Source organism: Streptomyces sp. ID05-26A (assembly GCF_033794685.1).
In the GTDB taxonomy this organism is placed as follows: domain Bacteria; phylum Actinomycetota; class Actinomycetes; order Mycobacteriales; family Pseudonocardiaceae; genus Lentzea.
Map to the genome: position 1 here is coordinate 2,776,871 of NZ_JARAYZ010000001.1, position 25,809 is coordinate 2,802,679.

Annotated in this window: 26 protein-coding genes; 10 read left to right on the forward strand and 16 right to left on the reverse strand. The window is 68.8% G+C overall.

The genetic code is table 11. The features are described 5' to 3' along the window. Position 1: 1 nt before the first annotated feature. On the reverse strand, positions 2–754 hold the full coding sequence (locus tag PV646_RS13795) for a glutaminyl-peptide cyclotransferase (protein ID WP_500341800.1): 753 nt from the start codon (positions 752–754) through the stop codon (positions 2–4). A gap of 58 nt (positions 755–812) precedes the next feature. Here PV646_RS13795 and PV646_RS13800 point away from each other — a divergent pair, with 58 nt between their 5' ends. Both PV646_RS13800 and PV646_RS13805 read left to right on the forward strand, forming a co-directional pair. After that, on the forward strand, positions 813–1,550 hold the full coding sequence (locus PV646_RS13800) for a DUF3027 domain-containing protein (RefSeq protein ID WP_500341801.1): 738 nt from the start codon (positions 813–815) through the stop codon (positions 1,548–1,550). Next, positions 1,547–4,321, forward strand: coding sequence for a sacsin N-terminal ATP-binding-like domain-containing protein (locus tag PV646_RS13805; RefSeq protein ID WP_500341802.1), 2,775 nt, complete (start codon positions 1,547–1,549; stop codon positions 4,319–4,321). Before PV646_RS13800 ends, PV646_RS13805 begins: the two co-directional genes overlap by 4 nt. Before the next feature lie 15 nt (positions 4,322–4,336). Here PV646_RS13805 and PV646_RS13810 read toward each other — a convergent pair whose 3' ends face one another. Genes PV646_RS13810 through PV646_RS13820 form a run of 3 tightly spaced genes read right to left on the reverse strand, consistent with a single transcriptional unit; the run spans position 4,337 to position 7,524 of the window. Continuing rightward, entirely contained in the window at positions 4,337–5,566 is a 1,230-nt protein-coding gene (locus tag PV646_RS13810) for an MFS transporter (RefSeq protein WP_500341803.1), read from the reverse strand. Positions 5,567–5,624: 58 nt separating this feature from the next. Beyond that, on the reverse strand, positions 5,625–6,050 hold the full coding sequence (locus PV646_RS13815; RefSeq protein ID WP_500341804.1) for a MarR family winged helix-turn-helix transcriptional regulator: 426 nt from the start codon (positions 6,048–6,050) through the stop codon (positions 5,625–5,627). Between the two features lie 40 nt (positions 6,051–6,090). Further along, positions 6,091–7,524: an NCS2 family permease gene (locus PV646_RS13820; protein ID WP_500341805.1), complete on the reverse strand. Its 1,434-nt coding sequence runs from the start codon at positions 7,522–7,524 to the stop codon at positions 6,091–6,093. A gap of 16 nt (positions 7,525–7,540) precedes the next feature. Between PV646_RS13820 and PV646_RS13825 the strand changes: the two genes are divergently transcribed. Continuing rightward, the gene (locus tag PV646_RS13825; RefSeq protein WP_500341806.1) at positions 7,541–7,807 is read left to right on the forward strand and encodes a DUF2530 domain-containing protein; all 267 of its coding nucleotides are present in this window, start codon (positions 7,541–7,543) and stop codon (positions 7,805–7,807) included. Between the two features lie 143 nt (positions 7,808–7,950). On the opposite strand, the gene PV646_RS13830 is transcribed toward PV646_RS13825, so the two are convergent. Next, positions 7,951–8,418, reverse strand: a complete 468-nt coding sequence (locus tag PV646_RS13830; RefSeq protein WP_500341807.1) for a DUF6247 family protein — start codon at positions 8,416–8,418, stop codon at positions 7,951–7,953. A gap of 61 nt (positions 8,419–8,479) precedes the next feature. Here PV646_RS13830 and PV646_RS13835 point away from each other — a divergent pair, with 61 nt between their 5' ends. Further along, positions 8,480–9,244, forward strand: a complete 765-nt coding sequence (locus PV646_RS13835) for an ABC transporter permease (RefSeq protein ID WP_500341808.1) — start codon at positions 8,480–8,482, stop codon at positions 9,242–9,244. A 123-nt stretch (positions 9,245–9,367) separates the two neighbouring features. Here PV646_RS13835 and PV646_RS13840 read toward each other — a convergent pair whose 3' ends face one another. Further along, positions 9,368–9,991, reverse strand: a complete 624-nt coding sequence (locus PV646_RS13840) for a superoxide dismutase (protein ID WP_500341809.1) — start codon at positions 9,989–9,991, stop codon at positions 9,368–9,370. 86 nt (positions 9,992–10,077) lie between these two features. On the opposite strand from PV646_RS13840, the gene PV646_RS13845 reads away from it, so the two are divergent. Genes PV646_RS13845 through PV646_RS13860 form a run of 4 tightly spaced genes read left to right on the forward strand, consistent with a single transcriptional unit; the run spans position 10,078 to position 14,423 of the window. Beyond that, the gene (locus PV646_RS13845) at positions 10,078–11,721 is read left to right on the forward strand and encodes an ABC-F family ATP-binding cassette domain-containing protein (RefSeq protein ID WP_500341810.1); all 1,644 of its coding nucleotides are present in this window, start codon (positions 10,078–10,080) and stop codon (positions 11,719–11,721) included. Positions 11,722–11,726: 5 nt separating this feature from the next. Beyond that, a complete protein-coding gene (locus PV646_RS13850) occupies positions 11,727–12,140 on the forward strand; it encodes a hypothetical protein (RefSeq protein ID WP_500341811.1) in 414 nt (137 codons plus the stop codon). Between the two features lie 33 nt (positions 12,141–12,173). Further along, positions 12,174–13,400 (forward strand): penicillin-binding transpeptidase domain-containing protein, encoded by a 1,227-nt coding sequence (locus tag PV646_RS13855; RefSeq protein WP_500341812.1) that lies wholly within the window; start codon positions 12,174–12,176, stop codon positions 13,398–13,400. A gap of 57 nt (positions 13,401–13,457) precedes the next feature. After that, a complete protein-coding gene (locus tag PV646_RS13860) occupies positions 13,458–14,423 on the forward strand; it encodes a hypothetical protein (protein WP_500341813.1) in 966 nt (321 codons plus the stop codon). Here PV646_RS13860 and PV646_RS13865 read toward each other — a convergent pair whose 3' ends face one another. Then, entirely contained in the window at positions 14,424–15,920 is a 1,497-nt protein-coding gene (locus PV646_RS13865) for a glutamate-cysteine ligase family protein (protein WP_500341814.1), read from the reverse strand. Positions 15,921–16,129: 209 nt separating this feature from the next. Between PV646_RS13865 and PV646_RS13870 the strand changes: the two genes are divergently transcribed. Beyond that, entirely contained in the window at positions 16,130–16,921 is a 792-nt protein-coding gene (locus PV646_RS13870; protein ID WP_500341815.1) for a TrmH family RNA methyltransferase, read from the forward strand. Here the strand turns inward: PV646_RS13870 and PV646_RS13875 are convergent. From PV646_RS13875 to PV646_RS13885, 3 genes are all read right to left on the reverse strand, one after another. Continuing rightward, complete coding sequence (locus PV646_RS13875; RefSeq protein ID WP_500341816.1) at positions 16,918–17,520, reverse strand: DUF2537 domain-containing protein; 603 nt, start codon at positions 17,518–17,520, stop codon at positions 16,918–16,920. The two genes, PV646_RS13870 and PV646_RS13875, sit on opposite strands and share 4 nt — an antisense overlap. A 124-nt stretch (positions 17,521–17,644) precedes the next feature. Further along, complete coding sequence (locus tag PV646_RS13880) at positions 17,645–19,423, reverse strand: ABC transporter ATP-binding protein (RefSeq protein WP_500342392.1); 1,779 nt, start codon at positions 19,421–19,423, stop codon at positions 17,645–17,647. 53 nt (positions 19,424–19,476) lie between these two features. Then, positions 19,477–21,216 (reverse strand): ABC transporter ATP-binding protein, encoded by a 1,740-nt coding sequence (locus PV646_RS13885; protein WP_500341817.1) that lies wholly within the window; start codon positions 21,214–21,216, stop codon positions 19,477–19,479. A 156-nt stretch (positions 21,217–21,372) separates the two neighbouring features. Here PV646_RS13885 and PV646_RS13890 point away from each other — a divergent pair, with 156 nt between their 5' ends. Continuing rightward, positions 21,373–21,597, forward strand: a complete 225-nt coding sequence (locus PV646_RS13890) for a hypothetical protein (RefSeq protein ID WP_500341818.1) — start codon at positions 21,373–21,375, stop codon at positions 21,595–21,597. On the opposite strand, the gene PV646_RS13895 is transcribed toward PV646_RS13890, so the two are convergent. From PV646_RS13895 to PV646_RS13920, 6 genes are all read right to left on the reverse strand, one after another. Further along, entirely contained in the window at positions 21,584–22,006 is a 423-nt protein-coding gene (locus tag PV646_RS13895) for a hypothetical protein (protein WP_500341819.1), read from the reverse strand. The genes PV646_RS13890 and PV646_RS13895 overlap by 14 nt on opposite strands. Before the next feature lie 69 nt (positions 22,007–22,075). Then, on the reverse strand, positions 22,076–22,513 hold the full coding sequence (locus tag PV646_RS13900; RefSeq protein WP_500341820.1) for a hypothetical protein: 438 nt from the start codon (positions 22,511–22,513) through the stop codon (positions 22,076–22,078). 39 nt (positions 22,514–22,552) lie between these two features. Beyond that, positions 22,553–22,921, reverse strand: coding sequence for a hypothetical protein (locus tag PV646_RS13905; protein WP_500341821.1), 369 nt, complete (start codon positions 22,919–22,921; stop codon positions 22,553–22,555). 16 nt (positions 22,922–22,937) lie between these two features. Continuing rightward, a complete protein-coding gene (gene sepH, locus PV646_RS13910) occupies positions 22,938–23,870 on the reverse strand; it encodes a septation protein SepH (protein WP_500341822.1) in 933 nt (310 codons plus the stop codon). 101 nt (positions 23,871–23,971) lie between these two features. Beyond that, positions 23,972–25,123 (reverse strand): sensor histidine kinase, encoded by a 1,152-nt coding sequence (locus PV646_RS13915; protein ID WP_500341823.1) that lies wholly within the window; start codon positions 25,121–25,123, stop codon positions 23,972–23,974. Next, the gene (locus PV646_RS13920; RefSeq protein WP_500341824.1) at positions 25,120–25,779 is read right to left on the reverse strand and encodes a response regulator transcription factor; all 660 of its coding nucleotides are present in this window, start codon (positions 25,777–25,779) and stop codon (positions 25,120–25,122) included. Before PV646_RS13920 ends, PV646_RS13915 begins: the two co-directional genes overlap by 4 nt. Between the last annotated feature and the right edge of the window lie 30 nt (positions 25,780–25,809).

Genomic DNA, 25,809 nt, shown 5'->3' on the forward strand with positions numbered 1-25,809 from the left:
GTCAATCCTGCCCCATGCCGTTGAACCTCACTCGGAAGATGGTCGGCCAGTTCTTGCCTGTGACCAGGAACTCGTTGGTGCCGGGGACGTGCGCGATGCCGTTGAGGACGTCGACGTCACCGCTCGGCTTGAGCGAGCTCAGGTCGTAGGTGTTCGTCACCTGGCCGGTCGACGGTTCGATGCGCACGATCTCGTCGGTCTTCCACACGTTCGACCAGACCTTGCCGCCGACGCACTCCAGTTCGTTGAGCTGGGTCAGCGGCTTGCCGTCCTTGCTGACCTGCACGCTCCCGGTCTCGGCGAACGTCTTCGGGTCGCGGAAGGTCAGCTTCGCGGTGCCGTCGCTCATGACCAGGCGCTGACCGTCGTCGCAGATGCCCCAGCCCTCGCCCTGGTACTGGACGCGACGGAGCTCGTTCAGCGTCTTGCGGTCGCGTTCGATCGCCACGCCGTTCTGCCACGTGATCTGCCAGATGGTGTCGCCGACGACGGTGATGCCCTCGCCGAAGAAGTCCGGCGGGAGGTCGACCTTCTTCTGGACGTTCCCGGTCGACGGATCGAGCGCGCGCATCGTCGACTGACCCTCGAGGCCGGTGCCCTCGTACAGGACGCCGTCGACCAGTTCCAACCCCTGGGTGAACGCCGTTGCGTCGTGCGGAATCTTCTGCAGGACTTCTACCTGCGGTTTTGTTTCAGGCTGAGTCGAGCAGGCGGCCAGAACCGCGACGAGGACCAGCCAGACGGGTGAGCGCACCCAACGGAGGGTGGCACGAGTTTTCGTCCCGGCGAAGTCCTGCGGCACAATTCATGTCGTGACCGCGACTGAGATGCTCCTCGACGCCGTAGATCTCGCCCGCGCCGCCGCGCAGGAAGAGGCGGGAGTGGACAGCGTCGGCGCTCATGTCGGGGTGCACGGCGAGGACGAGTACTCCGTCACGCACCTCTTCGAAGCCGAGCACGCCGGCTACCGCGGCTGGTCCTGGGCGGTGACCGTCGCCTACGCGGGCGAGGGTTCCCCGATCTCGATCAGCGAGGTCGTGCTGCTGCCCGGCCAGGACGCCCTGGTCGCCCCCGAGTGGGTGCCGTGGAGCGACCGGGTCCGCGCCGGTGACCTGGGTGTCGGCGACCTCATGCCGCCCCGCGAGAACGACCCGCGCCTGATCGAGGCGTACGTGCAGTCCGACGACCCCGCGGTCGAGGAGGTGGCGCTGGAGGTCGGTCTCGGCCGTCAGCGCGTCCTGTCCCGCGAGGGCCGCCTGGAGGCTGCCGACCGCTGGGCGACCTCGGACTTCGGCCCGCGCTCCGACATGGCCCGCAGCGCCCCCGCACACTGCGGCACCTGCGGCTTCTACACCCGTGTGGCCGGCGCGTTCGGCGCCGCGTTCGGCGTCTGCGCGAACGAGATCGCCCCGGCGGACGGCCACGTCGTGCACGTCGAGTACGGCTGCGGCGCGCACTCCCAGGCCGAGGTCGACATCAGCCCGATGGTGCCGGTGGCCGACCTGGTCTACGACGACGCGCAGCTGGACGTCCTGGACGTCTCGGAGTGACCGACCCGTTCGGCACCGAGGCCCTCCGCACCTCGGTCCTCGCCGCATGGCGTGGTTCGCCCACCCGTTTCCGTGAAGACGCGAACGCCGAGGAGGACCTCCGGCTCGGTGGGTACCGGGACCGGTTGCTGGTGGAGTTGGCCCAGAACGCGGCCGACGCCGCCGGTTCTGAGCCCGGTGTGTTGCGGATCACTCTCGTCGACGGCGAGCTGCGGGCGGCGAACACGGGTGCCCCGCTGACTGCCGCCGGTGTTGCCGCGCTGGCCTCGTTGAGGGCTTCCTCCAAGGAGTCCGGGGTCGGGCAGTTCGGGGTCGGGTTCGCGGCCGTGCTGGCCGTGTCCGACGCGCCTCGGGTGGTTTCCGCTTCCGGGGGCGTCGAGTTCTCCGCTGCCCGGACTCGGGCCGAGGTGCCGGAGCTCGCCTCCGAGCGTGGCGGCGATGTACCGGTTCTGCGGTTGGTCTGGCCTGTGGTCGAGTCCGTGCCGGACGGGTTCACGACCGAGGTGCGGCTGCCGCTGAAGGTCGATCTGTCGTTGGACGATCTCGCGGCCGAGGTTCCGGATCTCCTGCTCGCGCTGCCCGGGTTGCAGCGGGTGGAGATCGGTGAGCAGTCGTGGGAGCGGTTCGTCGCCGCCGATGGTGTCGTCACCGTCGGGTCTTCGCGCTGGCTGGTCGAGCGGACCGTGGGGGAGCTTCCCGCCGAGTTGGTCCAAGGGGTCGAGCATCGTCCTCAGTGGACTGTCGCGTGGGCGTACCCGCTGGACGCTCCGCTGGGGGAGGACGTGCTGCACGCGCCCACCCCCACCGACGAGCGGCTGTCGCTGCCCGCGCGGCTGATCGCCACCCTGCCGGTCGAGCCTTCTCGTCGCCGGATTCTGCCCGGGCCCGCTGCCTGGTCTGTTCTCGACGCGGCCGCTGCCACCTATCCGGCGCTCGTCGCTCGGGTGCCCGCTGTCGAGCGGACCGCGCTGGTGCCGCTGCCCGGCTTCCCGTTGTCCGAAGTGGACGATCGTCTGCGGACGGCCGTGCTGCGGTCGTTGCGTGCTGCCGCCTGGTTGCCACTGGCTTCCGGGGAGTGGATCGAACCCTCTCGGGCCCGTGTCCTGGACGTGGGTTCCGAGGAACTCGTCGAGCTCGTCGAGGATGCTCTGCCTGGGCTGCTGGATGCCGAGTTGTCTGCTCCGATGCACGCTGCTGCTTTGGCCGCGTTGGAGGTTCCGCGGGTTTCCACTGCCGAAGTGGTCGCTGCTCTTGCCGGGGTTTCCGGTGATCCGGGGTGGTGGCGGGACGTCTACGCCGCGTTTGCGCCTTTGGCCGAGGTGGATCCCGACGTTCGTGAGGCTTTGGGCTCGTTGCCCGTGCCGTTGGCGGACGGTCGAGTCGTCACCGGGCCTCGTACGACGCTGATCGCCGACGAGCCGTTGCCCGGGTTGCGGGTCGTGCACCCGGACGCTGTGCATCCGTTGCTGGTTCGGCTGGGTGCTGTCGAGGCCGGCGCTGCCGAGTTGCTCGCCGATCCGTCGTTGCGCGAGAACGTGGCTCGGTCGCTGGACGACGCCGAGGCCGGGCTCGACGGGCTGGACCTGGTCGAGACCGTGTTGCGACTGGTGGATCGGGCCGGGCTGCGGGCCGGCGAGGAGCCGTGGCTGGGTGCGCTGGCGCTGCAGGACTCCGACGGTTCGTGGCATCGGGCCGATGAGTTGCTGCTGCCGGATTCCGCCTTGGTCGGCGTGGTCGAGGCTGATGCGTTTCCGTTGCTGGCCAAGGAGATCGCAGACTCGTACCCGCGTGCCGCGCTGGTCGCGGTCGGGGTGGTCGACGGGTTCTCGGTGGTCGTCGACGACGAGCCCTCCGGGCCGGATCACGATCTTGCCGACGAGGCGGCCTGGTGGTCGTCGGTCGAGGACGAGCCCCGTCGTGTCGTGGCCGTCCGGGATCTCGACCTGGTCGAGGACTGGCCCGCCGCGTTGCGGCTGCTGGCTTCCGACCCGGTGACGTGGCGCGCGGTGACCGAGCCTGACGGGTACACGGGCTGGTGGATCGCTCGCTACGCGTCACTGGCCGGTGCCGCGCCGCGGTCCTACCGGCTGGCCGGTGCCTCGTTGCTGGACGGGCTGTTCGACGCCGTGCCGGATCTCGAGTTGGCTGAGCACGTTCTGCTCGCGGCCGGGGTGCGGTCGTCGTTGGAGATCGTGGATGACGACGACGCCGAGTTCGTCCTGTCTCGGCTCGGCGATGCTGATCGTGTCGTCGCGGATGCTGTGGTGTTGCGGGCCTACGCGGGTTTGCCCGAGGGAGACTTCGCTCCGCCTGAGCGGGTTCGGGTGTTGTCCGGGGCCGTGGTCGACGCCGATGACGTCGTGGTTCTGGATCACCCGTGGTTGTTGGGGGTCGCGCCGGCTTCCCGGGTGTTGCTCGCCGACGGGTCCGAGGAGCTTGCTGACCTGTTGGACCTGGCTTTGGCCTCCGAGGAGTTCGACGGGTCTCCGGATCATGTCGGCGAGGTGGTCTCCTGGGGTGAGCTCGCGGCTGTTCGGATGGCTTGCGAGTTGCTCGAGGTCTCCTTGCCTGACGGCGTTGTCGTCGTGCACGAGTCCTTGATGGTCGAGGAGCAGCGGGTTTCCTGGTGGATGGCCGATGGGGTGCCTCATGCCGAGGACACGCCTGAGGGGTTGTCCCGGGCGTTGGCGTGGGTTTCCGACCGGTGGGGGGATCGGCACACGTTCGCTGCTCTGATCACCGATCCGTCTGCCGCGACGTTGCTGGGCTGACCTTTGCGCGGGGTCCTACACCCCTACCCGCTGCCGACGCCTCAGCCGTGGCTTTCCGATGTCGCCGCGCCTCACGAGGATGATCCACGCTGTGATCGTCACCAGCGTGGAGACCGCTCCGCCGATGATGATCGGGGCTCTGCCGTTGATCTCGCCCAGCCACCCCATCAGCGGGCCGCCCACCGGGTTGCCGCCCAGGAAGACCAGCATGTAGATGCCCATCACGCGGCCGCGCATCTCTGGTTCCACCGCTAGCTGGATGGTGGCGTTCGCGGTGGTGTTGAAGGTCATCATCGCTACGCCCACCGGGATCATCATCAAGCCCGTCAGGAGCATGGTGGGCATCAGGCCCGAGATGATTTCCAGGATGCCGAAGACGACCCCTGAGCCGATGAAGACGGTCATCTTGGGGGTTTTTCGTTTGGCTGCAAGGGTTGCGCCTGCGAGAGTGCCCACGGCTATGAGGGTGGACAAGAGGCCGTAGGCGTCTGCGTCTCCGCCGAAGACGTTGCGGGCCATGATCGCCAGGGTCATGTAGAAGTTCATGCCGAACGTGGCGATGAAGAAGACCAGCAGCATGACCGTCATGAGGTCCGGGCGGCTTCTCACGTAACGGAGGCCCGAGAGGAGTTGACCCTTTTCTCGCGGCAGGGGGTCGGAGCGGAGCAGTTGGGTCGTTCGCATCAGCCAGATGCCACCGACGACGCCCACGAAGCTGATGGCGTTGGCGAGGAAGACCCAGCCCGTGCCTATCGCCACGATCGTCACGCCTGCGATGGCCGGGCCGATGATCCTGGCCAGGTTGAACATCATCGAGTTGATCGCCACGGCGTTGGTGAGCTGGTCGCGGCCCACCATCTCGACCACGAACGACTGGCGTACCGGGGTTTCCACCGCGGAGAAGGCACCCAGCAACAGGCACAGGAGGTAGACGTGCCAGAGCTCCACCACGCCTGTCACGTCGAGGATGCCCAGCGCCAGGGCGCAGATGCCCAGTGCTGATTCGAGCCAGAGCAGGAGTTTGCGCTTGTCCATGCGGTCGGCGAGGACGCCGCCCCACATGGAGAGCAGCAGGACCGGGAGGAACTGCAGGGATGCGGCGAAGCCGAGGGCTATGGGGGAGCCGTTCGAGAGTTCCAGGACCAGCCAGTCCTGGGCCACGCGCTGCATCCAGACGCCCACCAGCGAGATGATCTGGCCGGAGGCGTAGAGGCGATAGTTGTATATGCCTAACGAACCGAACATTCCGGTACGACGAGGTGGCGGACTTGCTGCTCCACCACCCGCGTAACCCGTCACGTTCTTACTGACCCGCCATCCTGTCGATGATGTCGGCGGCGCGTGTCAGCAGTTCCCGTTCCTCCGGGTCCAGCTCGGCCAGCCGCTTGTCCAGCCACGCCTCGCGGGCTGTGATCTCGTCCTGCAGGTACGACGAGCCTTCGCTCGTCAGCTCGACGATGGCTTGACGGCCGTCGGTGGGGTGCGGGCTCCTCGTCGCGAAGCCGAACTCCTCCAGGGCGGCTATCACGCGCGTCATCGACGGCGGCTGCACGCCTTCCTTCGACGCCAGCTCGCCCGGGGTCAGCGGGCCGCACTTGTGCAGTGTGGAGAGGGCTGACACCTGGGTGAGCGACACCGCGGAGTTGGTGCGCTGTGCTCGCAGGCGGCGGTTGAGGCGAACGACGGCAAGCCTCAGCCTGCTCGCCAGTCCGTGCTGATCGGTCGCCACGTAGTTAGCATACCTCACGAAATAGTTTCCTGCCGAAAGGTCAGCTCAGCAGGCTCTGGATCGGTCCCAACGAGAAGTAGACGACAAAAGCGGCCGCCACGATCCACATCAGCGGGTGGATGTTCTTCGCTTTTCCGGTCATCGCCTTGAGCAACACGTAGCTGACGAAGCCCGCGCCGATGCCGTTCGCGATCGAGTAGGTGAACGGCATGACGACGATCGTCAGGAACGCGGGGAGGGCGATGGTGAAGTCGCTGAAGTCGATCTCGCGGACCTGCATCATCATCAACGCGCCGACGATCACCAGTGCCGGTGCGGCGGCCTCGATCGGGACCACCTCGTAGAGCGGGGTGAAGAACATCGCCAGGAGGAACAGGACGCCGGTCACGACGTTCGCGAGGCCGGTGCGGGCGCCCTCCGCGATGCCGGACGCCGACTCGATGTAGACGGTGTTCGACGAGCTGGACGCGGCACCGCCGGCCACGGCGCCGAGGCCGTCGACGAACAGGGCCTTGCTGACGTTCGGCAGCTGGCCGTCCTTGTCGATCAGGCCGCCCTCCTTGCCGAGACCCGTCATGGTGCCGACGGTGTCGAAGAAGTCGGTGAGCACGAGGGTGAAGACGATCAGCGCGGCGGCCAGGGCGGGGATGCGGGTCCAGGCGCCGAACGAGACCTCGCCGAGCAGGCTCAGGTCGGGCACGCCGAAGACCTGGTCGGGCAGTGCGGGGTAGCCGAGGTTCCAGCCCTTGGCGTTGACGCCAGCGGACGGACCGGCCTTGACGATCGCCTCGAGGACGATCGCGAAGATCGCCGTCGCGACGATGCCGATGAGGATCGCGCCCTTGATCCTGCGCGCGAACAGCACACCCGTGAGAACGAGACCGACGACGAACACCAGCGTCGGCCAGCTAGCGATCGAACCGTTGATGCCCAGGCCGACCGGCACGGTGGTGTTGGCGGCGTCCGGGAGCCTGCGGACGAACCCGGCGTCCACGAGACCGATGAAGCAGATGAACAGGCCGATGCCGACCGCGATGGCGGCCTTCAGCTCGTTCGGCACGGCGTTGAACACCGCGGTCCGCACACCCGTGACGACCAGGAGGAGGACGACCAGGCCGTTGACGAGGATGAGCCCCATCGCCTCGGGCCAGGTGACCTTGGCGGCGACGCTCACGGCGACGAACGAGTTGATGCCCAAGCCCGTGGCCAGCGCGAACGGGTAGTTCGCGATCAGTCCGAACAGGATGGTCATCACACCCGCGACCAGCGCCGTCACCGCCGCGACCTGCCCGACCGGCAGGATGTTGCCGAGCACGTCGGGATGCGCCCCGGGACCGGTCGGCGCGAAGCTGCCGATGATCAGCGGGTTCAACACGACGATGTACGCCATCGTGAAGAACGTCACGACACCGCCGCGCACCTCGCGGGACACGGTCGACCCGCGCTCGGAAATCTTGAAGAACCCGTCCAGCATCTGGTCTCCTGACGCTATGTCCGAACGCGACTCCGCCCCGCCGCACCCGCCGTCGTTGCCGCACAGGTTGGCAGACCCCGTGCCGGTGGTGCTGGGTGGGACCGCGCTGTGGTTCCTGGGATTTCTGGTCGTGCTGGTCGTCGACCGCTCGAACAGCACCCTGATTTGGACGACTCTGTCCGGCAGTCTGCTCGGGATCATCGGGTATGGGCTCTTCTACTGGCAACGCCGGGCGGCGAGGCGAGGGTCACGAGGGGCTCAGCAGGGCCTCGAAGACGCCTAGTCCGTCAGTTTCGGATGGCCAGTGCCGGCGCGGGTGACCCACACGGTCCTGTCTTTGGCTGCTTCGGTCGTGGCGAACCGCAGCACGTAACCGTCTGGGTGGTGGGGTGGGGCAGCGCGATCGTCGCGTTTTGCAGGCGACGCTCACTCGTCCATCGGGTTGGGGACGACTCGGCCGTCCCTGATGGTGATCGGTTCGCTGAGTGCTCGGCGCAGCTCCGGGTCCGCGTGCACGATCGCCGTGTTGGCCCACTCGTGCACGACCTGCGCCAGAACAGACCACTGCCCGAGCTCTGCGGACACCGCGATAGCCTGCACGAACTCCTGCGCGAACTCCGCGCGATCGGACTTCGGCAGCACCGAGATCCACGGGAACTCGTCCAGCAACGCGTCCGCCACCACATCAGGCCCCGCGTGCCGGAACAGCGAACGCATGGCTCGCGCCGCAGTGACGGCCCCGCTGTGCCGATAGGCGTGGTGGTCGGCGCGGACGAGCATCAGGTCGGCTCCGTCGCGACGCTTGACGCGCACCTCGTGCTGGTCGGCGATGGCGGCGACGCTCTTGGGGTCGCGAGCGAGCTCGCTCCACTGCACTTCACTTGTGATACTCACCCGACAATTCTGAACTTATTCTGAATTGCCGGCAACTGCACGATCAGGTGTGATCGCGGCCATGGTCCTGACCACCGACTGGGTCCGGCTGCTGATCGTCTGCCTCGTCTTCGTGGCCGCCGCCGGCCTCGTCGTCCGCCTCACCGGCCTCGCGAGCCCGAAGCCGTTCCTCACCGCCGCCACTCGCGCCGTACTGCAGCTCGCGGCAGTGAGCGCGGTGATCACGTTCGTCCTGACCCACCTCGGGTTCACGTGGGCGTTCCTGGCCGTCATGGCGGTGGTGGCGACCGCGACGTCGGCCCGTCGCACGAAGACCGGGCGTCAGGGTGTCTGGGTGGCGGCGGCGATCCTCGTGGGCGCGGTCCCCGCGCTGGGGTTGCTGCTCGCACTCGGGTTGCTGCCCGTCGAAGGCATCGCGCTCATCCCGGTCGGCGGCATCCTGATCGGCGGTGCGATGACCGCCACCACGCTGTCGGCCCGGCGGGCGCTCGACACCTTCCGGGACCGTCACGGCGAGTACGAGGCTGCTCGTGCGCTGGGCTTCGGGGAGCGGGACTCGGTCTGCCTGATCATCCGGCAGCCGGCCGCCGAGGCGTTGATCCCTGCCCTCGACCAGACCAGGACGGTTGGGCTCGTCACCCTTCCGGGTGCCTTCGTCGGGATGCTGCTCGGTGGTGCGCCCGTCTGGCAGGCCGGTGCCCTCCAGATCGTGGTGCTCCTGGCGTTGCTCGCCGTCGAAGCCGCCGCCGTCGCCACCGTGGTCGAGCTGGTCGCGAGGGGTCTGATCAGGAGGGCTTCCCAAGAAAGCGAAGTTAGGCTAACCTAAGTCTCGTCGCTTCGTGGTGGGAGCGGCAGTCAGTTCGGGAACGGACGAGGCCCCCCTCTGGGCAGAGGGGGGCCTCGTCGTATTCAGCAGCGGGGGCTTGTCGGAGCATCCACTGCCGAAGCGTCAGGGCAGCAGCAGACCGTTGTGGCCCGCGCGCGCCGCCTCGAAGCGTGCGGAGACGTCCTCCCAGTTGACGACGTTCCACAGCGCCGAGATGTAGTCGGCCTTCAGGTTGCGGTACTGCAGGTAGTACGCGTGCTCCCAGATGTCGAAGGCGAGCAGCGGCGTGACCGCGATCGACAGGTTGGAGTGGTGGTCCTTGAGCTGCAGCGTGATCAGCTTCTGGCCGATCGGCTCCCACGCGAGGATGCCCCAGCCCGAACCCTGGATCGAGGACGCGGCGGCGTTGAGCTGACCGCGGAACTTGTCGAACGAGCCGAAGTGCTCGTCGATCGCGGCCGCGAGCTCGCCGACCGGCTTGTCGCCGCCGTTGGGCGAGAGGTTCTTCCACCACACCTGGTGCAGCGCGTGGCCCGCCAGGTGGAACGCCAGCGTGGTCTCGAGGCCGACGATGGAGCCGAACGACTCCTTGTCGCGGGCCTCCTCGATCTGCTCGATCGTGTCGTTCGCGCCCTTGACGTAGGCGGCGTGGTGCTTGCCGTGGTGCAGCTCGTTGATCTCGCCGATGATCGCCGGCTCGAGGTCGCCGTAGTCGTAGTCGAGATCCGGCAGCACGTACTGGCCCATGACATCTCCTGCAATCTCTTGGTACTTGCAACTTACTAGCAACAAGGTCGAGTAAACCAGTTGCACGTGGCCGTACCTTCGAAAGCGTGTCCGTGCTGACAGCCAGGAATATTTCGCTGTCGTTCGGTCCGAGGACCGTGATCTCGGAGGTTGATTTCGATGTTTCGCCTGGTGACCGCGTAGGTCTGCTCGCTCCCAACGGCGTCGGCAAGTCCACCCTTCTCCGTCTGCTCTCCGGAGAACTGCGACCGGAAACCGGTTCTGTCTCGAGCACCGGGACCGTCGCGCACCTGACGCAGGAGACCCTCCACATAACTGGAGAGTCGCTGCGCGACCACCTCGCCCGCCGCACCGGCGTCGCGCGGGCCGAGCAGTGGCTGCAACGGGAGGCCGAAGCCCTCGCGGACGGCGGCGGTGAGCGGTACTCCGACGCTTTCGACCACTGGACCGCCATCGGTGCCGGCGACTTCGACGAACGCGCCGACGTCGTCTGCGAACGCCTCGGCCTGCCGGTGAACCTGCTCGACGGCAGGGAACCCGACGAGTTGTCCGGCGGCCAGCAGGCACGACTGCGGCTCGCGGCGGTGCTGCTGACCCGAGCCGACGTGCTGCTGCTGGACGAGCCGACCAACGACCTCGACGCCGCCGGCCTCGACCTGCTGGAGTCCCACGTCAGGGGCTACCAGGGCGCGATCGTGCTGGTCAGCCACGACCGGGAGTTCCTGGCACGCACGACGACCGCGATCGCCGAACTCGACGAGTTCACCCACAGGATCACCGTGTTCGGTGGCGGCTGGGACGCCTACGTCGAGGAGAAGTCGAACGCGGACCGGCGCGCGCACGAGGAGTACGAGGCGTACGAGACCAAGCGCGACTCGCTGACGCAACGCAGCCGGCAGGTGCGGGAGTGGTCGCGCAAGGGCGTGCGCCGGGCGACGAGCGCCAAGATGCTCAACGACGAACCGGACCGCAACGTCCGGGCCGGCCACAAGCGCGGCGCCGAGAGCCTGACCGCCAAAGCGTCCGTTGTGGACCGTCAGCTCGCGAGGCTGGAGGAGGTCGAGGAACCTCGTGAGGCGTGGCAACTCCGGCTCACCCTGCCGTCGGCCGGGCGCGGCAGTTCGGTCGCGTTCACGTTGCGCGGGGCCGTGGTCAGCCGCGGTGACGTCACGCTCGGGCCGATCGACCTCACGATCGGCGCGGGGGAGCGGTGGCGGATCACCGGGCCGAACGGCTCCGGCAAGTCGACGTTGCTCGGCGCGCTGCTCGGCCGCATCCCGCTCGGCGCGGGAGATCGGTCGATCGGTCCGGGGGTCGTCGTCGGCGAGGTCGACCAACTCCGGGCCGAGTTCGCGAGCGACACCAGCGCGTTGCGGATCGTGGCGGACGCGACCGGTCTGCAGGACGTCGAGGTGCGCACGTTGCTCGCGAAGTTCCGGCTCGGCGCCGACGCCGTGCTGAGGCCGGCGCGGGACCTCTCACCGGGCGAACGCACCCGTGCGGGATTGGCTTTGTTGCAAGCTCGCGGCACGACTTGTTTGGTGTTGGACGAACCGACCAACCACCTCGATCTTCCGGCCATCGAACAGCTGGAGCAGGCGCTCGACAGCTACGAGGGGACGTTGTTGCTGGTCACGCACGACCGGCGGCTCGCATCCGCCGTGCGGGTGGATCACGAGATCAACGTCCGCGACCTTCTCACGTTTCCTCGTGTGAAGGGTGGAAGATAGGAGTCATGACCACCGAGGAGGACTGGCCGGTCGAACAGACCTGGTCGATGCGCAACACCCACTGGCACGCCTATGTGGAGCACACGTCACTCGACCACGCCTCTCCTCGGCAGGTTCGGCTCGAACGCACCCCTGAGGAAGTGCTGACGTCGCCGGCGGAGGTCGCCGCGTGGCTGGAGGTCAACCTCCGCAGCGCGACGAGGCCCGAGGAGCAGACCGGCAAGAAGCGGGTGGCAGACGAACGTGACTTCACCGACTCGAACCGCGTGCACGCCTCGTTGGCGTCGCGTGGCGAGTCGATCTACACGGGAGTGAAGGGCGAGCTGACGCTGGCGGTCGAGGCCGTCACGCCGGACGAGTGCCGGATCTCCCACGACGGCGCGGACGTCGCCCCGCTGAAGTCGGGCCGCCGCCGCTAGATTGACCCCCGGAGACACACTCTGGGGGGAGTCATGTTGAAACGTCTGCTGTCTGTTTCAGGCGCGCTCGTGCTGGTCGGTGCCGTTGTCGCGGTGGTGGTGTGGCAACGGCCGGAGGTCCCGCCTCCGGTGGCGTTGAAAGACGTTGTGGTGCAGTACGCGGACGGGACGCGGTTGTGGAGCACCGAGGACGGTGCCCCGCAGACTCCGCTCGTCACCCAGGTTCTCACCGAGTTGCGCCGGCAGGGGTCGTTCGACCTCGACGGGCTCCGGCGCGTCGGTGCGACCGTCGTGACGACGATCGATCCGAAGGCGCAGGGCGCCGGTGCTTCCGTGCTCGACGAGACCGCGCGGGCCCAGCCACCGTCGCTGCGGTTCGGGCTTACGGCCGTCGATCCGGCCACCGGAGGTGTGCTCGCGTACGTGCCGGGCGCTCAGGGGCCGGACGCGACCGACTACGCGGGCGGTGTGCTCAAGCAGCCGGGAACCACCTTCTACCCGATCAACGTCGTGGCCGGCATGAAGGAGGGACACCAGTTGGACTCGGTGTTCGACGGCACGCCGCGCAAGATCGCCGGAGTCGCGATCCGGGACGACGTGACGTTCGGGAAAACCAGCACCGTGCGCGACGCTCTCGCCCGGTCGAGCGCTGTCGTCATGTACGACCTGGTCGCCAACGAGGTCGGGGTGAAGGGCGTCCAGAAGGCGGCACACCAGGCGGGAGTGCCGGAATCCGTCGTCATCGACGGCAAGGACACGCCCCTGCTCGTCGGAGAGGGCGGCGGCCTGCCGAGAACGGAGATCGCGCTCGGCACGGACGAGGCGGCCATGCGGCCACTGGACCTGACGACGGTGTACGCGACGTTCGCCTCGGGCGGCGTGCACCGCAGGACGCACTTCGTCACCAAGGTCTCCGCCGACGACGGCAGCGCGCTGTACCAGGTGACCGAGAGCGCCTCGGCCGCGTTCGACCCCGACATCGCGGTGAGCAAGGAGATCTCCTCCCGGATCACCACCGTGCTGAAGGACAGCACGGCCTGTCCTGGTGCGGTGTGCCGCACCGCCCGCTACGCCACACCCCCGGATGCGGCCGGGCAGGACGTCCACGCCTGGACGACCGGGTACACGGACCGGATGGCGATCACGGTGCTCGTCACGACCGCGAACCCGAAGCAGCCGGTGACGGACGCGGTGCGCCAGACGGTCGAGGACATCGGTCTGCCCAAGGCGATCTGGCAGGGGTTCGCGGAGAAGGCCTGAGGCTGGACGGCACCGCTACATTCGGTTCCCTGGGGGAGTTTCTCGCTGGGGGATTCGATGAAGCGTTTCCTGCCCGTTCTGGGCGCGCTGGTTCTGCTCGCCGTGATCGTCGGAGCCGTTGTGTGGCAACGACCTGGGACGTCACCGGAGGCCATCGCCGCCGGTGACGTCGTGCTGCAGCACTCGGACGGCTCGATTCTGTGGCGTTCCGGTCAGCCGGAGACACCGCTGGTCCGGCAGGTGCTGCGGGAACTCGGGACGACCGGGACGTCGCTCGACCAGCTTCGCGCCGCGGGCGGTGCTCTGGTGGTCACGACGATCGACTCCAAGGCGCAGGCCGGTGCGACGGAGGTGATCCGTCAGTTGGCGGCCGCACGTCCGGCGTCGATCACGGCGGTCGACCCGGCCAGTGGCGGCGTGCGGGCCTACGCGCCGGGCCACGATCCCGCCGCGGACTACGCCGGTGGTGTGGTGAGGGCCGCCGGTGAGGCGGCGCGGCCGTTCGGATCGGTGGCGCTCATGCGAGCGGCCGGGGTGCCGGAGACCGCGGAGGTCGAGGGCACGAGGACGGACCTGCTCGCCACCGGTGAGGCTCTGCTGAGGCCACTCGACGTCGCGACCGCGTATGCGACCTTCGGGGCTGGAGGAGTGCACCACGACACGCACTTCATCACCCACGTCACCGAGGCGAGCGGCAAGACGCTGTACCGGGCGGTGGCCGAGGCCAGGCCCGCGCTGGGCCTGGATCCCGCGCGCAGCAAGGAGTTCGCGGCACGGGTCACCGAGGAACTGCGGGCCGGTCCGTCGTGCGTCAACCACCCGGAGGCGGCGTGCCTGCCCGTCGAGGTGAAGGACGGCGACGTGGTCCGGCACGCCTGGATGATCGAGTACACCCCTCAGCTGGCGGTCGTCGTCTTCGTGGGCGGCGAGTCCCGCGTCGCGGTGCAGGGCAGGCCGGTCACGGCGACGGGCCTGCCCAACGACATCCTGCGTGCGTTCCAACAGAAGCTGACGACCTGGTGACTAACCGACGTGCCAGGTGTGCACGGGCTCACCCGCGTGCATCAGCTCCATGTACCGCTTGAGCATCCCGGACAACGCCGCGTCCCTCGACATGCCCCGTTCCTCCAGCAGCGCAACGGTTTCCCGCTGCCACGACGAACCCGTGCGCCGTGCGAGGCACCGCTGTTCGATCACGCCGAGGTAGCGCTCGCGGGCCTCGTCGGAGACACCGCAGTCACGCAGGCCCTCGTGCGCCATCGGCAGCAGCCGGCGCAGTACCAGCTCGTCCGGCGGGATCCAGCCGATGCCCGGCCAATACAGCTGAGCGTGCATGCCGTGCCTGGCGCCGGTGTAGAGGTTCTCCTCCGCCGCCTGGAACGACATCTGCGTCCACAGTGGACGCTCCTGCGAGGTGAGCGCGCGCTGGGCGCCGTAGAAGAAGGCGGCGTTGGCCATCGTGTCGAGCACCGTGGGGCCCGCGGGCAGGACCCGGTTCTCGACGCGCAGGTGCGGCACGCCGTCGACGACGTCGTACACCGGGCGGTTCCAGCGCCAGATCGTGCCGTTGTGCAGGCGCAGCTCGGAAAGGCGAGGCGCGCCACCGGCTTCCAGGACCTCCAACGGGTCCTCGTCGTCGGTTTCGGGCAGCAGACTGGGGAAGTAGCGCACGTTCTCCTCGAACAGGTCGAAGATCGACGTGATCCACCGCTCGCCGAACCACACGCGCGGGCGCACACCCTGGTTCTTCAGCTCGTCCGGGCGGGTGTCGGTCGCCTGTTCGAACAACGGGATGCGGGTCTCGTGCCACAACGCCTTGCCCAGCAGGAAAGCCGAGTTCGCGGCGATGGCGACCTGCACACCCGCCAGGCACTGCGCGGCGTTCCAGTGCGCGGCGAAGTGCGTCGGCTCGACCTGCAGGTGCAACTGCACCGAGGTGCACGCGGCCTCCGGCAGGATCGACTCCGCGTAGCTCAGGAGCTTCTCCGGCCCCTTGCCCGGCATCGCCGGGCCCTCCATGCGCAGCACCATCTCCTCGCCACGGGCTTTGAAGATGGTGTCGTTGAGCAGCGCGTACCGCGGTGCCTCGGAGAGCCACTTGCGGTCGAAGTGCCTCTCCCGCAACGTCGGCAGCACGCCGATCATGGCCAGGTTGGCGCCCACGTCCTGCGCCTTGGCGTCGGCGTTGTCGAGTGACTGCCGCAGCTCCTCTTCCAGGCCGAGCATCTCACCCCCGGCGAGCTCGCGCGGGGGGACGTTGATCTCGAGGTTCTGCTGTCCCAGCTCCAGGGTGTAGGAGGGATCGTCGATCTTCTCGAGGACCTCCGAGTTCGCCATCGCCGGACGCATCGCGTCGTCGACGAGGTTCAGCTCGATCTCGAGCCCCATCTGCCTGCGGGGAAAGGAAAATGTGTCTTCGGCCAGCATCGTGGCCAGTGCGTCGAGACTCCGCTGCATCTTCTCGCGATAACGCTGGCGATCGTCTCTGGTGAACGTGCGGCTGGACACGTCGCTTCCCATGCCGCTACCCCTTCGCTCGGCGCCGGTGGGCGCGGGCCAGGCGGAACGCCAAAAGTGACACAGCGGAATCCCCCTTTACATCGCCCAAATCGGTGCTCTCTGTCACGTCGAGGTAACAACCAGCGATCATCCGCTGGTCGGGCGTGTGCGGTTCCGCCCTCCGGACTACCTCGCCTGTTCCACCTCACGCCGGATGCGAAACTTCCGGAGTGGCTGACGTGATCGAGATCTACGACCCGGCTGATGCCCGGCTGGACGACTTCCGCGACCTGTCGACGGCCGATCGCAGGCCCGACCGGCCGGGAGGACGGGGTCTCGTCATCGCCGAGGGCGTCGTGGTGGTGGAACGTCTGCTGGCATCGCCGTACCCGGTGCGCGGGCTGCTCGGGGTGAGGCGCAGGATCGAGGCGCTGGACCTTTCTGACCTGGACGTTCCCGCCTACGTGACGTCAGCAGAGGTTATGGCGTCGGCCGTCGGTTTCCACTTGAACCGGGGTGTACTCGCGGCCGCCGATCGCGCTCCCGAGGTGTCGTTCGAGGAGCTCGCCGCGAGGTCCCAGCGCCTGGCCGTGCTGGAAGGCGTGGGCGACCACGAGAACCTGGGTTCGATCTTCCGCAACGCCGCCGCACTGGGTGTGGACGGCGTGGTTCTCGGTCCGGGATGCAGCGACCCGCTCTACCGCCGCAGCGTGCGCGTGTCGATGGGGCACGTGCTGCGCGTGCCGTTCGCTACCACGGATGAGTGGCCCGCGGCGCTGAACTTGTTGCGACAAAAGGGTTACACCGTCGCCGCTCTGACGCCGCGCCCGTCGGCCGTGCAACTTGCAGACGCGGGTTTGCGCGGCCGGCGCGTGGCGGTGCTGCTGGGTTCGGAGGGGCCGGGCCTCACCGACGAGGCGATCGACGCCGCGGACGTCGCGGTGCGCATCCCGATGTCGTCGGGCGTGGACTCGCTGAACGTGGCCACCGCGGGCGCGGTGGCGTTCCACGCGCTTCTCTAGAGCAGGGTCAGGATCAGCGCGAGCCAGGCGACCAGGACCCCGGTCACGACGCCGTACGCGACCCAGCGCCACACCGGCACCCTGCGCCCGAGCCACACGCTGGGGGCCAGGCCGCCGACCACCAGCACGTTCGCCACGAGCGCGAGCCACCGGCTGGTCTCACCCAGGCCCAGCGACAGCGACACGACTGTCACCGTCACGATCGCGGCCGTGATGACGCTGACCGTGAGCCCGGTGCCCCACGGCGTCGGTTCGGGCTCGTCCTCGACCAGCGTGCGCACCGGGACCTCCGCGGGGGCGGCCTCGGGCGCGTCGACGGTGAGCAGGTCGCCGCTGACCGGGTCGGTGTAGCTGACGGGGGAGTTCATGACCGTGGCGAGCCTGCCCGCGAGCTGCTTGCCCCGGCGGGCGATGAGAGCGCTGGCCACACCGTCCGAGGGCGTCTCGGCGCGTCCGACGGCGTCGGCCACCTTCGCCCACTCGTGCAGCGCCTCGGCCAGGTCGGAACCCAGGGGCAGGCTGTGCGGGTCGACCTCGCGCTCACCGGTGGCGTCTTCCCCGGCGAGCACGGCGCGGCCGTCCCGGACTCGCAACTCCACTGCGCCCTCCTCGGTCTTGACCTTCGGCCAGAAACCTATCGGACGGGAGGGGCGTGGAGAACAAACGACGTCGTGAGGTCGCGTTCGCGCCAGATCCCCATTGGCGCGAACGCGACCTTCCGGCCTACGCGAGCGAGTCGCGCCAGGCCGTGTGCAGGGCCGCGAACCGGCCCCGCTCACCGATCAGCTCCTCGGGGGAGCCGTCTTCCACCACAATGCCACCATCGAGCACCAGGACGCGGTCCGCGATCAGGACCGTCGACAGGCGGTGGGCGATGATGAACGCCGTCCGGTCGGCGAGCACTGTCTCCAGGGCTGCCTGCACGGCGCGTTCGGTGGGTACGTCCAAGGACGATGTTGCCTCATCCAGGACCAGCACCGCGGGGTCTGCCAGAAACGCGCGGGCGAAGGCGACCATTTGGCGCTGTCCGGCGGACAGGCGGCCACCCCGTTTGCGCACATCCGTGTCGTAGCCGTCCGGGAGGGCGGCGATGAACTCGTGCGCACCCACCTCGGCCGCGGCGGCCTCGATCTCCGCCCGGGACGCCGACGGACGACCCAGGGCGATGTTGTCGGCCACCGAACCGGAGAACAGGAAGTTCTCCTGCGTCACCATCACCACGGCCCGGCGCAGGTCCGTGTCCGCCACCGAACGCAGGTCCGTGCCGTCGAGCCGCACGGACCCCGTGGACGGGTCGTAGAAGCGGGCCACGAGCTTCGCCACCGTGGTCTTGCCGGCGCCGGTCGCGCCCACCAGGGCCACGGTCTGGCCCGCCGGCACGTCCAGCGAGAACCGCGGCAGCACCAGCCGGGGTGTGCCGGGGTACTGGAACTCCACGTCGGCGAACCGGACGGCGCCCCGTGCGTGCGCCAGAGCCACCGGCGACGACGGTTCCGGCACGGACGGCCGTTCCTCCAGGACGCCCGAGATCTTCTCCAGGGCGGCGGTCGCGGAGGAGTAGGAGTTCGCGAACATCGCCAGCTCGTCGAACGGGTCGTAGAAGCGGCGCAGGTACAGCATGAACGCCGCCAGCACGCCCAGTTCGACGGCACCGTCGGCGACCCGGAAGGCACCCCACGCCAGCACGACCGCCAGCGACACGTTGCCGATCGCGCGGATCGTCGAGACGAACGTGGCCATCACGCCCAGCGCGTCGGTGTTCGCGTCGCGGAACTGGCCGTTGAAGCCCGACATGATCTGCTCGTTGCGGGGCTGGCGCCGGAACGCCTGCACCGCGCGGATGCCGTTCATGGACTCCACGAACTGCACGATGATCTTGGCGATCGCGCCGCGCGTGCCCCGGTACGCCTCCATCGAACGGCGGCGGAACCAGCGCCACAGGAAGAACAACGGCAGGAAGCCCGCGATCACGACCGACGCCAGCGGAGCGTCGAGCCACAGCAGGATCACCGCGATGCCGACCACCGACAGCGCCGCGTTGAACAGGCTGTCGAGGCCCTCCTCCAGCAGGTCCTGCAACGAGTCCACGTCGCTGGTCAGGCGGGAGATCACCTTGCCGGACGTGTACGACTCGTGGAAACCGACCGACAGGCTCTGCGAGTGCCGGAAGATCCGGCCCCGCAGGTCCAGCAGCAGGTCCTGGCCGACGCGGCCGGAGACCCGCAGGAACGCCCAGCGCAGGAACGTCGTCAGCAGCGCGCAGACCGCGTAGCCGACGACGCACCAGACCAGGATCGCCGGACCGCCGCCGACCGCGGCCGGGATGCCGCGGTCGATCGCGGCGGCGATCAGCAACGGGCCCGCGAGCGCCGCCAGGTTGCCGCCGACCACCGCCGCGATCGCCAGCGACGTGCGGGCGACGTGCGGGCGCAGCAACGAGCCCAGCAGCTTGCGCGAGCGGGCCTGCAGGCGCAGACCCGTCGAGTGCGAGAGCTCCTCGATCTCCTCGGCGGCGACGCCGCGCCACTCTTCTTCTTGCGTGACAGTCACTTCACTCACGACGCCACCTCCTCTTCGACCAGGTCGTCGTCCATTGAGGACAGCAGACGCTTGTACTCCTCGTTGGTGTCCAACAGCTCCCGGTGCGAACCGATCGCCTCGATCTTGCCGTCGACCAGCAACGCCACCCGGTCGGCCAGCTGCACGGTCGACGACCGGTGTGCCACCACCAGCGCCGTCGTGTCGCGCAGCACGCGCCGCAGCGCACCCTCCACCTCGGCCTCGGTGTGGACGTCCAACGCCGACAGCGGGTCGTCCAGCACCAGCACCGCCGGCTTGCCGACGACCGCGCGGGCCAGTGCCAGTCGTTGCCGCTGACCACCGGACAGCGACAGGCCCTGCTCGCCGATCCGGGTCGCGAGACCCCACGGCAGCGCGTCCACGAACTCCTCCGCCTTGGCCACCCGCAACGCCTCGCGCACCTGCGCCTCGGTGACGTCCGGCAGGCCCAGGCCCACGTTCTCGGTCACCGACGCGGAGAACAGCACGGGCTCCTCGAACGCCATGCCGACCACGGTCCGCAGGTCCTCCAGCGAGAGGTCCCGCACGTCGGTGCCGTCGATCGTGATCCGGCCGCCGGTCACGTCCGCGAGCCGGGGCACGAGCGCGGTCAGCGTCGTCTTGCCCGACCCCGTCGCGCCGACCAGCGCGAGCGTCTCACCGGGGTGCAGGTCGAGGTCGATGCCCGACAGGACCTCGCGGCCGTCTTCGAACGCGAACCGCACGCCCTCGAAACGAACGTGCCCGCGCAGCGGTGCGGGCAGCGGCGCGGGCGAGGCGGGGCCGGTGATCGCGACGGGGGAGTCGACGACCTCCCAGTAGCGTTCCAGGGCCGAGGCGGCCTGGTTCGTCTCCGCCAGCAACCAGCCGATGGAGTCGATCGGCCAGCGCAGGTAAGCGCTCACCGCGACCGCCGCGACCAGCGTGCCGACCGTCATCCAGCCCTGCACGATGCCCACCGTGCCGACGGCGAGCATGCCCGCGATCGACAGCTCCGGCAGCACGATCAGCACCGACCACAGCGCGGCCAGGATCGAGATCTTGTTCAGCTCGGTCGTCCGCAGCTCACGAGCCTGCGCCACGAACCGCTTGGACAGCTCCGGCCCGCGCCCGAACGCCTTGAGCACCCGGATGCCGAGCACCGACTCCTCGACCGTCGTGGTCAGGTCGCCCGCCTGGTCCTGCGCCTGACGTGCGACGACCTTGAACTTCGCCTCGAAGAAGTACGAGATGACGATCAACGGCAGCGCACCGCACAGCGACACGACCATCAGCCACGGCGAGAGCGCCGCGATGATGCCCAGCCCGATCACCACGACCACGCTGTTCACGATCAGGAACACGATCGCGAACGCCACGAACCGCCGCACGGTCGTGAGGTCGTTCGTCGCACGGGACAGCAACTGACCCGACTGCCACCTGTCGTGGAACGACACCGGCAGCCGCTGGAGATGTTTGTAGAGGTCGAACCGCATGGTCGCCTCCACCTGGGCGGCGGGCCGGGCGACGACCTTGCGGCGGATGTAGAACAGCGCCGCCTCGCCGATGCCGAGCACCAGCACGCCCAGGATCAGCCACGGCAGCGGACCGGTCTGCTTGTTCTGAATCGGGCCGTCGACGATGCGCTGCGTGAGCAGCGGGATGCCGAGACCGCACAGCATCGCGAGCATCGTCGCCGACAGCACGACAGTCATCCGTGCGCGGTGCGGCCGCACGTACGGCCACAACCTCCGCAAGGTCTGAATTGTCGAGTTACGTTGATCGCTCACGCGACGGGCCCCCTCCAGGTCGTCTCCAAAGTACGAAGTCCGACCGGCATTCAGCATCCGGTTTTCTGCCCAACGGAGCCTTCAGGCTCGACTTAGGTCGAGGTCAAGGGCACGATGACCACCATGACGCGGTTTCTGCGCACCGAGCAGACGATGGCGTTTCCACACGGACGGCTGATCGCCTCACGCGACGGGGCGAACTACGTCCTAGCGCCGGACGGGTGGGACAAGCTGGCCGGGGCACGCCCCAGACACGCCGTGCTGGTCTCGCGCGAGGACGCCGAGGACTGGTGCGAACGCGAGGGCTGGAACCTGCACCTGCTCGACGAGGTGCCTACGCCCTCTTGAAGGTGAACAGGCCGACCAGCCCGTAGGAGACGGCCGCGAGCAACGCCTCGGCGTGATGCCGGTTGGTGAACCACGCCATCGCGGGTTCGTGCACCTTGAAGTAGAGCCCGACACCCAGCACGACCGGCCCGAGCAGGATGATCGGCCACACCGGCCGCACCCCGAAGACCCACAGCACCGGCCCGGCGAGCACCAGCGACGACACCAGCGCGAGCGGCAACCCGACCAGCACGAGCAGCAGGAACGTCGACATCGACGTGGTCTCGAGCCACGACTTCAGGAAGCCCGACTCGTACGCCCACGTCCACCCGAGCACCAGCCCGGCCCCGACGGCCATCGACAGCACGACCCGGAACAACAGCCGGCGTCCCGTCCTACCCGTCTTGCCCGTGGTGCTCTGCTCCGTCACGCCGTCCACCGTAACCAGCGGCCACCACGTCGGCCAAGGTGCAGCCGCCTGCTCCTGCCACGGCGAACATCACGTTTCCGACCGCCTCCGCCCGCTCACGCCGGCCAAGGGACGGCCGACGCACAACGCCGCGAGCGTGTAGGAGACGCCCGCCGCACTCAGCGCCGCCGTCACGAGTACGGGGCCACGTTCCGCCTGGTACAGGTCGAGGTACTCGTAGACCACGTACCCGACCGCCAGGACCAGCACGAGCCACGACACGGCGGCGATCCCCGCCACCCACCAGCCACGTCGCTGCCGCAGAAAGCGGAACCCGGCCACGAGGAGCACCCCGGCCACCGCCACCCAGAACAGGTACTGGAGCGGGTACTGCAGCAACAGGGCCTCACCGCACAGAGCGCGCCGCGGCCCGCCGTTGCAGTACCGGGCGGTCAGGGTCAGCGTGAACAGGAACCCGAAGCCGGCGATCGCCCCGGTGACGGCCCCCAGGACCGTGCGCAACAGCATGCGTCCAGAGCTACCTGATCAAGGCACGCGGAAGGCCGATCAGGCCGAACTCTCCACAGAACCTTCACGGCGTGCGCCCGTCAGCACGGCGATCAACGCGTAGAGCGCGGCGAACACCGCGAAAGCCAGGAAGGTCACACCCAGCAGCAACACCATCGCGACCACCGCCATGAGGGTCGCGGGCACGGCCACCAGCCATGCCCGCGACACCTTCAGCGATCGCAGAGCGAGTCCGCCTGCCACCGACCCCGCCACGGCGAAGATCGGTATCGAGGTCACGAAGGCCCCGAGACAGCCCCACTCGTCCTTCGAGCAGACAGAGCCCGAAGCGAAGAGCTCGAACATTCCCCACCAGGCCAGACCGAGGAGTGCACCCACTCCGGCAGCCAGCGCGACACGACGTCCCACGATGTCAGCGTCTCAGTCAGCGGTTCGACCGCACGCCCAGTAAAACGTCTTCCCACGAAGGGACGATGGGGTGGTTCTTCTTCCCCCGCTTCGGAGGAGGGTCCTTGCGCACCGGCTTCTCCGCGGCGGGTTCCTGCTCCTTCACCGGCGGTGCCGGCGGGGCGGGGGCAGGAGCGGGTTCCGGCTCCGGCAGCTTCTCCTGCACGGGCTTCTCGGCCACGACAGGAGTGGACACCGGTGCAGTCGCCTGCGCCGGAACCGGCAGGGGCTCCTCGATGACGGGGATCGGCGGCAGGGCCGGAGTCGACTCCAGGGCCTGACGCGCGAGCTGTGTCACCGGGCGCACCGTGCGCAGCGTCCGGTTGGGGTTCGGGTCCATCAGGTCGACTGCCACGTCGTCGAGCGCCGTGACCGTGCCGCCCTGCGCACCGGGGTGGAACGCCCAGTGCGCGCGGTTGTCCGAACGCCCGGTCGTCCAGTGCAGCTGGACGATCCAGCGGCCGTCGTCGCCCTTCCACGAGTCCCACCTCGTGTCGGACAGGTCGTGGCCGCGCAGACCGAACGAGTGCGCGACGACCTCACCGAGCGTCTGCACGTCCGGGCCGTCCTCACGGACCGGGTGCGCGCGCTGGGCCAGGTCCGCCGTGCGCGAACGCTCCAGCAGAACGGGGTAGGCGAAGCGCTCGATGCGGTGGACCTGCATGCCCGAGGCGGCCGCGACCTGTTCGATCGACTCGCCGGCACGGATGCGCGCCTGGATCTCGCGTGGCCGCATCTGGGCCTCGCCGGATTCGATCTGCATCTGGCCGAGGCGCGCCAGATCACCACGCAGGGCCGCCCGAAGACGCTCGTCCGCGGGGAGCGTGAAGCGCTCGCCGCGGTTTTCGGGGTCCTCGAGGATGACGGACTTGCCGTCCTCGTCGAGCCCGATGACTCGCAGCGCTCGCATCGTGGCCTCCCTGAATCCGCACCTCGCCAGCAGACAACGTTAGGACAACGAGTCCCCGATGAGTGGGAGACTCGCCGATATCTCTACGTGATCTTGCCAGTTCACGAGGGTTGCCGCACTCCCGTTTCCGGAAGGTTCACCTGGACCACCAGGCCTCCTCCCCCGTTCGGACGAGCCTTCGCCGAGCCCTGATGAGCGCGCGCCACGGACTGCACGATCGACAGCCCGAGGCCCGATCCGGCGGTCCCGGTGCGGTCGCGGAGACGTCGGAAGGGCTCGAACAACCCGGGTACTGCCTGGGCAGGCACGGTGGGACCGGTGTTGGTGACGGTGAGTTCTCGATCAAGCTCCACCGCGACCGAACCCCCCGGTTTGTTGTAGAGGAGGGCGTTGCGCAACAGGTTGCCGACGAGGTGGGCAAGTAGGACCGGGTCGCCGTCGACCAGATACCTGCGAGTCCGAACCGCAAACGTGACCTTTTTCTCCGCCGCCAACGCCGCGCAGGACTCGATTTCGTCGTCGATGACCTCGTCCAGCCACACCAGCTCACGCGTGGCGAGCCCGCGATCACTGCGAGCGAGCAGCAACAGCCCGTCGATGAGCTTCTCGCTGCGTTCGTTCGTGTCGAGCAGGTGCGCTCCGAGACGGCGGATCTCGTCCGACGCGTCCGGAGCGCCGAGTGCCACCTCGATCAGCGTCCGTTGCACGGCCAGCGGCGTGCGCAGCTCGTGCGAGGCGTTCGCGACGAACCGCTTCTGGCTGTCGAACGACGACGCGAGCCGGTCGAGCATGCCGTCGAAGGTGTCCGCGAGCTCCTTGAGCTCGTCCGGCGGCCCGTCCAGCTCGATCCGCTGGTCGAGCCGTTCCGCCTCCAGCCGGTGCGCGGTCGAGGTGATCGAGTGCAACGGCGCCAGCACCCGTCCGGCCACCACCCAGCCGAGCCAGACGGCGATCACCGCGGCGACCAGCAACGCGATCACCGACTGCCACAGGACTGTGCTCATCGTGTTCGCCTTGACCTGGTCTGCGGTGAACACCAGGGTGTCCGCGGGCAGTTGCGCGGCCTCGACCGCCGCGTAGCCCGTGTACACGTCCAGCGGTTCCGTCGGCACCGTCGTCGCCCGCGAGACCGCCATTCCGCCGGTCACCGGCTCCCAGTCCGCCAGCAGCCAGTAGTTGAGCCCGACCAGCGCGACGCCCGCGATCAGGAACACCCCGGCGTACCAGGCCGTCAGCCTGGTCCGCAGCGTCATGAGCCGAACCGGTAACCGGCGCCGGGCACGGTCTGGATGACCTGCGGCGCGCCCAGCTTGCGGCGCAGCGTCATCACCGCCACCCGCACGGCGTTGGTGAACGGGTCCGCGTGCTCGTCCCAGGCCTTCTCCAGCAACTCCTCGGGACTCACCACGTTGCCCTCCGCCCGCATCAGCACCTCCAGCACGGCGAACTCCTTGGGGGACAGCGGCAGGAACGTCCCGTTCCGCGACGCCTGGTGCCGCGGCAGGTCGAGCGTCACGCCCGCCCGTTCGAGCACCGGCGGCAGGGCCGGACGAGCCCGCCGGCCCAGCGCCTGCACGCGGGCCACGAGCTCGGCGAACGCGAACGGCTTGGTCAGGTAGTCGTCGGCACCGAGCCCGAGCCCGGCCACCCGGTCGTCCACCTCGGCCGCCGCCGTCAGCATCAGCACCCGTGCCTCACCGCCGGTCGCGTGCACCGCCTTGCACACCTCGTCGCCGTGCACGAACGGCAGATCCCGGTCGAGCACCACGACGTCGTACGCGTGCACCCCCACCCGTTCCAACGCCGCTTCGCCGTCGTAACAGACGTCGACCGCCATCGAGAACCTGCGCAGCCCCTCTGCGATCGTGTCCGCGAGCAGCTGTTCGTCCTCGACCACCAGCACACGCATGACGCCTATTTTCCGCGCAACGGGCATAAG

What these genes read in the sequence shown, in the direction of transcription:
- PV646_RS13810 (WP_500341803.1), bottom strand. Translation starts at nt 5,566, where the DNA reads ATGTTCGGTTCGTTAGGCATATACAACTATCGCCTCTACGCCTCCGGC.
- PV646_RS13820 (WP_500341805.1), bottom strand. Translation starts at nt 7,524, where the DNA reads ATGCTGGACGGGTTCTTCAAGATTTCCGAGCGCGGGTCGACCGTGTCC.
- PV646_RS13825 (WP_500341806.1), top strand. Translation starts at nt 7,541, where the DNA reads ATGTCCGAACGCGACTCCGCCCCGCCGCACCCGCCGTCGTTGCCGCAC.
- PV646_RS13835 (WP_500341808.1), top strand. Translation starts at nt 8,480, where the DNA reads ATGGTCCTGACCACCGACTGGGTCCGGCTGCTGATCGTCTGCCTCGTC.
- PV646_RS13840 (WP_500341809.1), bottom strand. Translation starts at nt 9,991, where the DNA reads ATGGGCCAGTACGTGCTGCCGGATCTCGACTACGACTACGGCGACCTC.
- PV646_RS13850 (WP_500341811.1), top strand. Translation starts at nt 11,727, where the DNA reads ATGACCACCGAGGAGGACTGGCCGGTCGAACAGACCTGGTCGATGCGC.
- PV646_RS13855 (WP_500341812.1), top strand. Translation starts at nt 12,174, where the DNA reads ATGTTGAAACGTCTGCTGTCTGTTTCAGGCGCGCTCGTGCTGGTCGGT.
- PV646_RS13860 (WP_500341813.1), top strand. Translation starts at nt 13,458, where the DNA reads ATGAAGCGTTTCCTGCCCGTTCTGGGCGCGCTGGTTCTGCTCGCCGTG.
- PV646_RS13865 (WP_500341814.1), bottom strand. Translation starts at nt 15,920, where the DNA reads ATGGGAAGCGACGTGTCCAGCCGCACGTTCACCAGAGACGATCGCCAG.
- PV646_RS13890 (WP_500341818.1), top strand. Translation starts at nt 21,373, where the DNA reads ATGACGCGGTTTCTGCGCACCGAGCAGACGATGGCGTTTCCACACGGA.
- PV646_RS13900 (WP_500341820.1), bottom strand. Translation starts at nt 22,513, where the DNA reads ATGCTGTTGCGCACGGTCCTGGGGGCCGTCACCGGGGCGATCGCCGGC.
- sepH (WP_500341822.1), bottom strand. Translation starts at nt 23,870, where the DNA reads ATGCGAGCGCTGCGAGTCATCGGGCTCGACGAGGACGGCAAGTCCGTC.
- PV646_RS13915 (WP_500341823.1), bottom strand. Translation starts at nt 25,123, where the DNA reads ATGACGCTGCGGACCAGGCTGACGGCCTGGTACGCCGGGGTGTTCCTG.
- PV646_RS13920 (WP_500341824.1), bottom strand. Translation starts at nt 25,779, where the DNA reads ATGCGTGTGCTGGTGGTCGAGGACGAACAGCTGCTCGCGGACACGATC.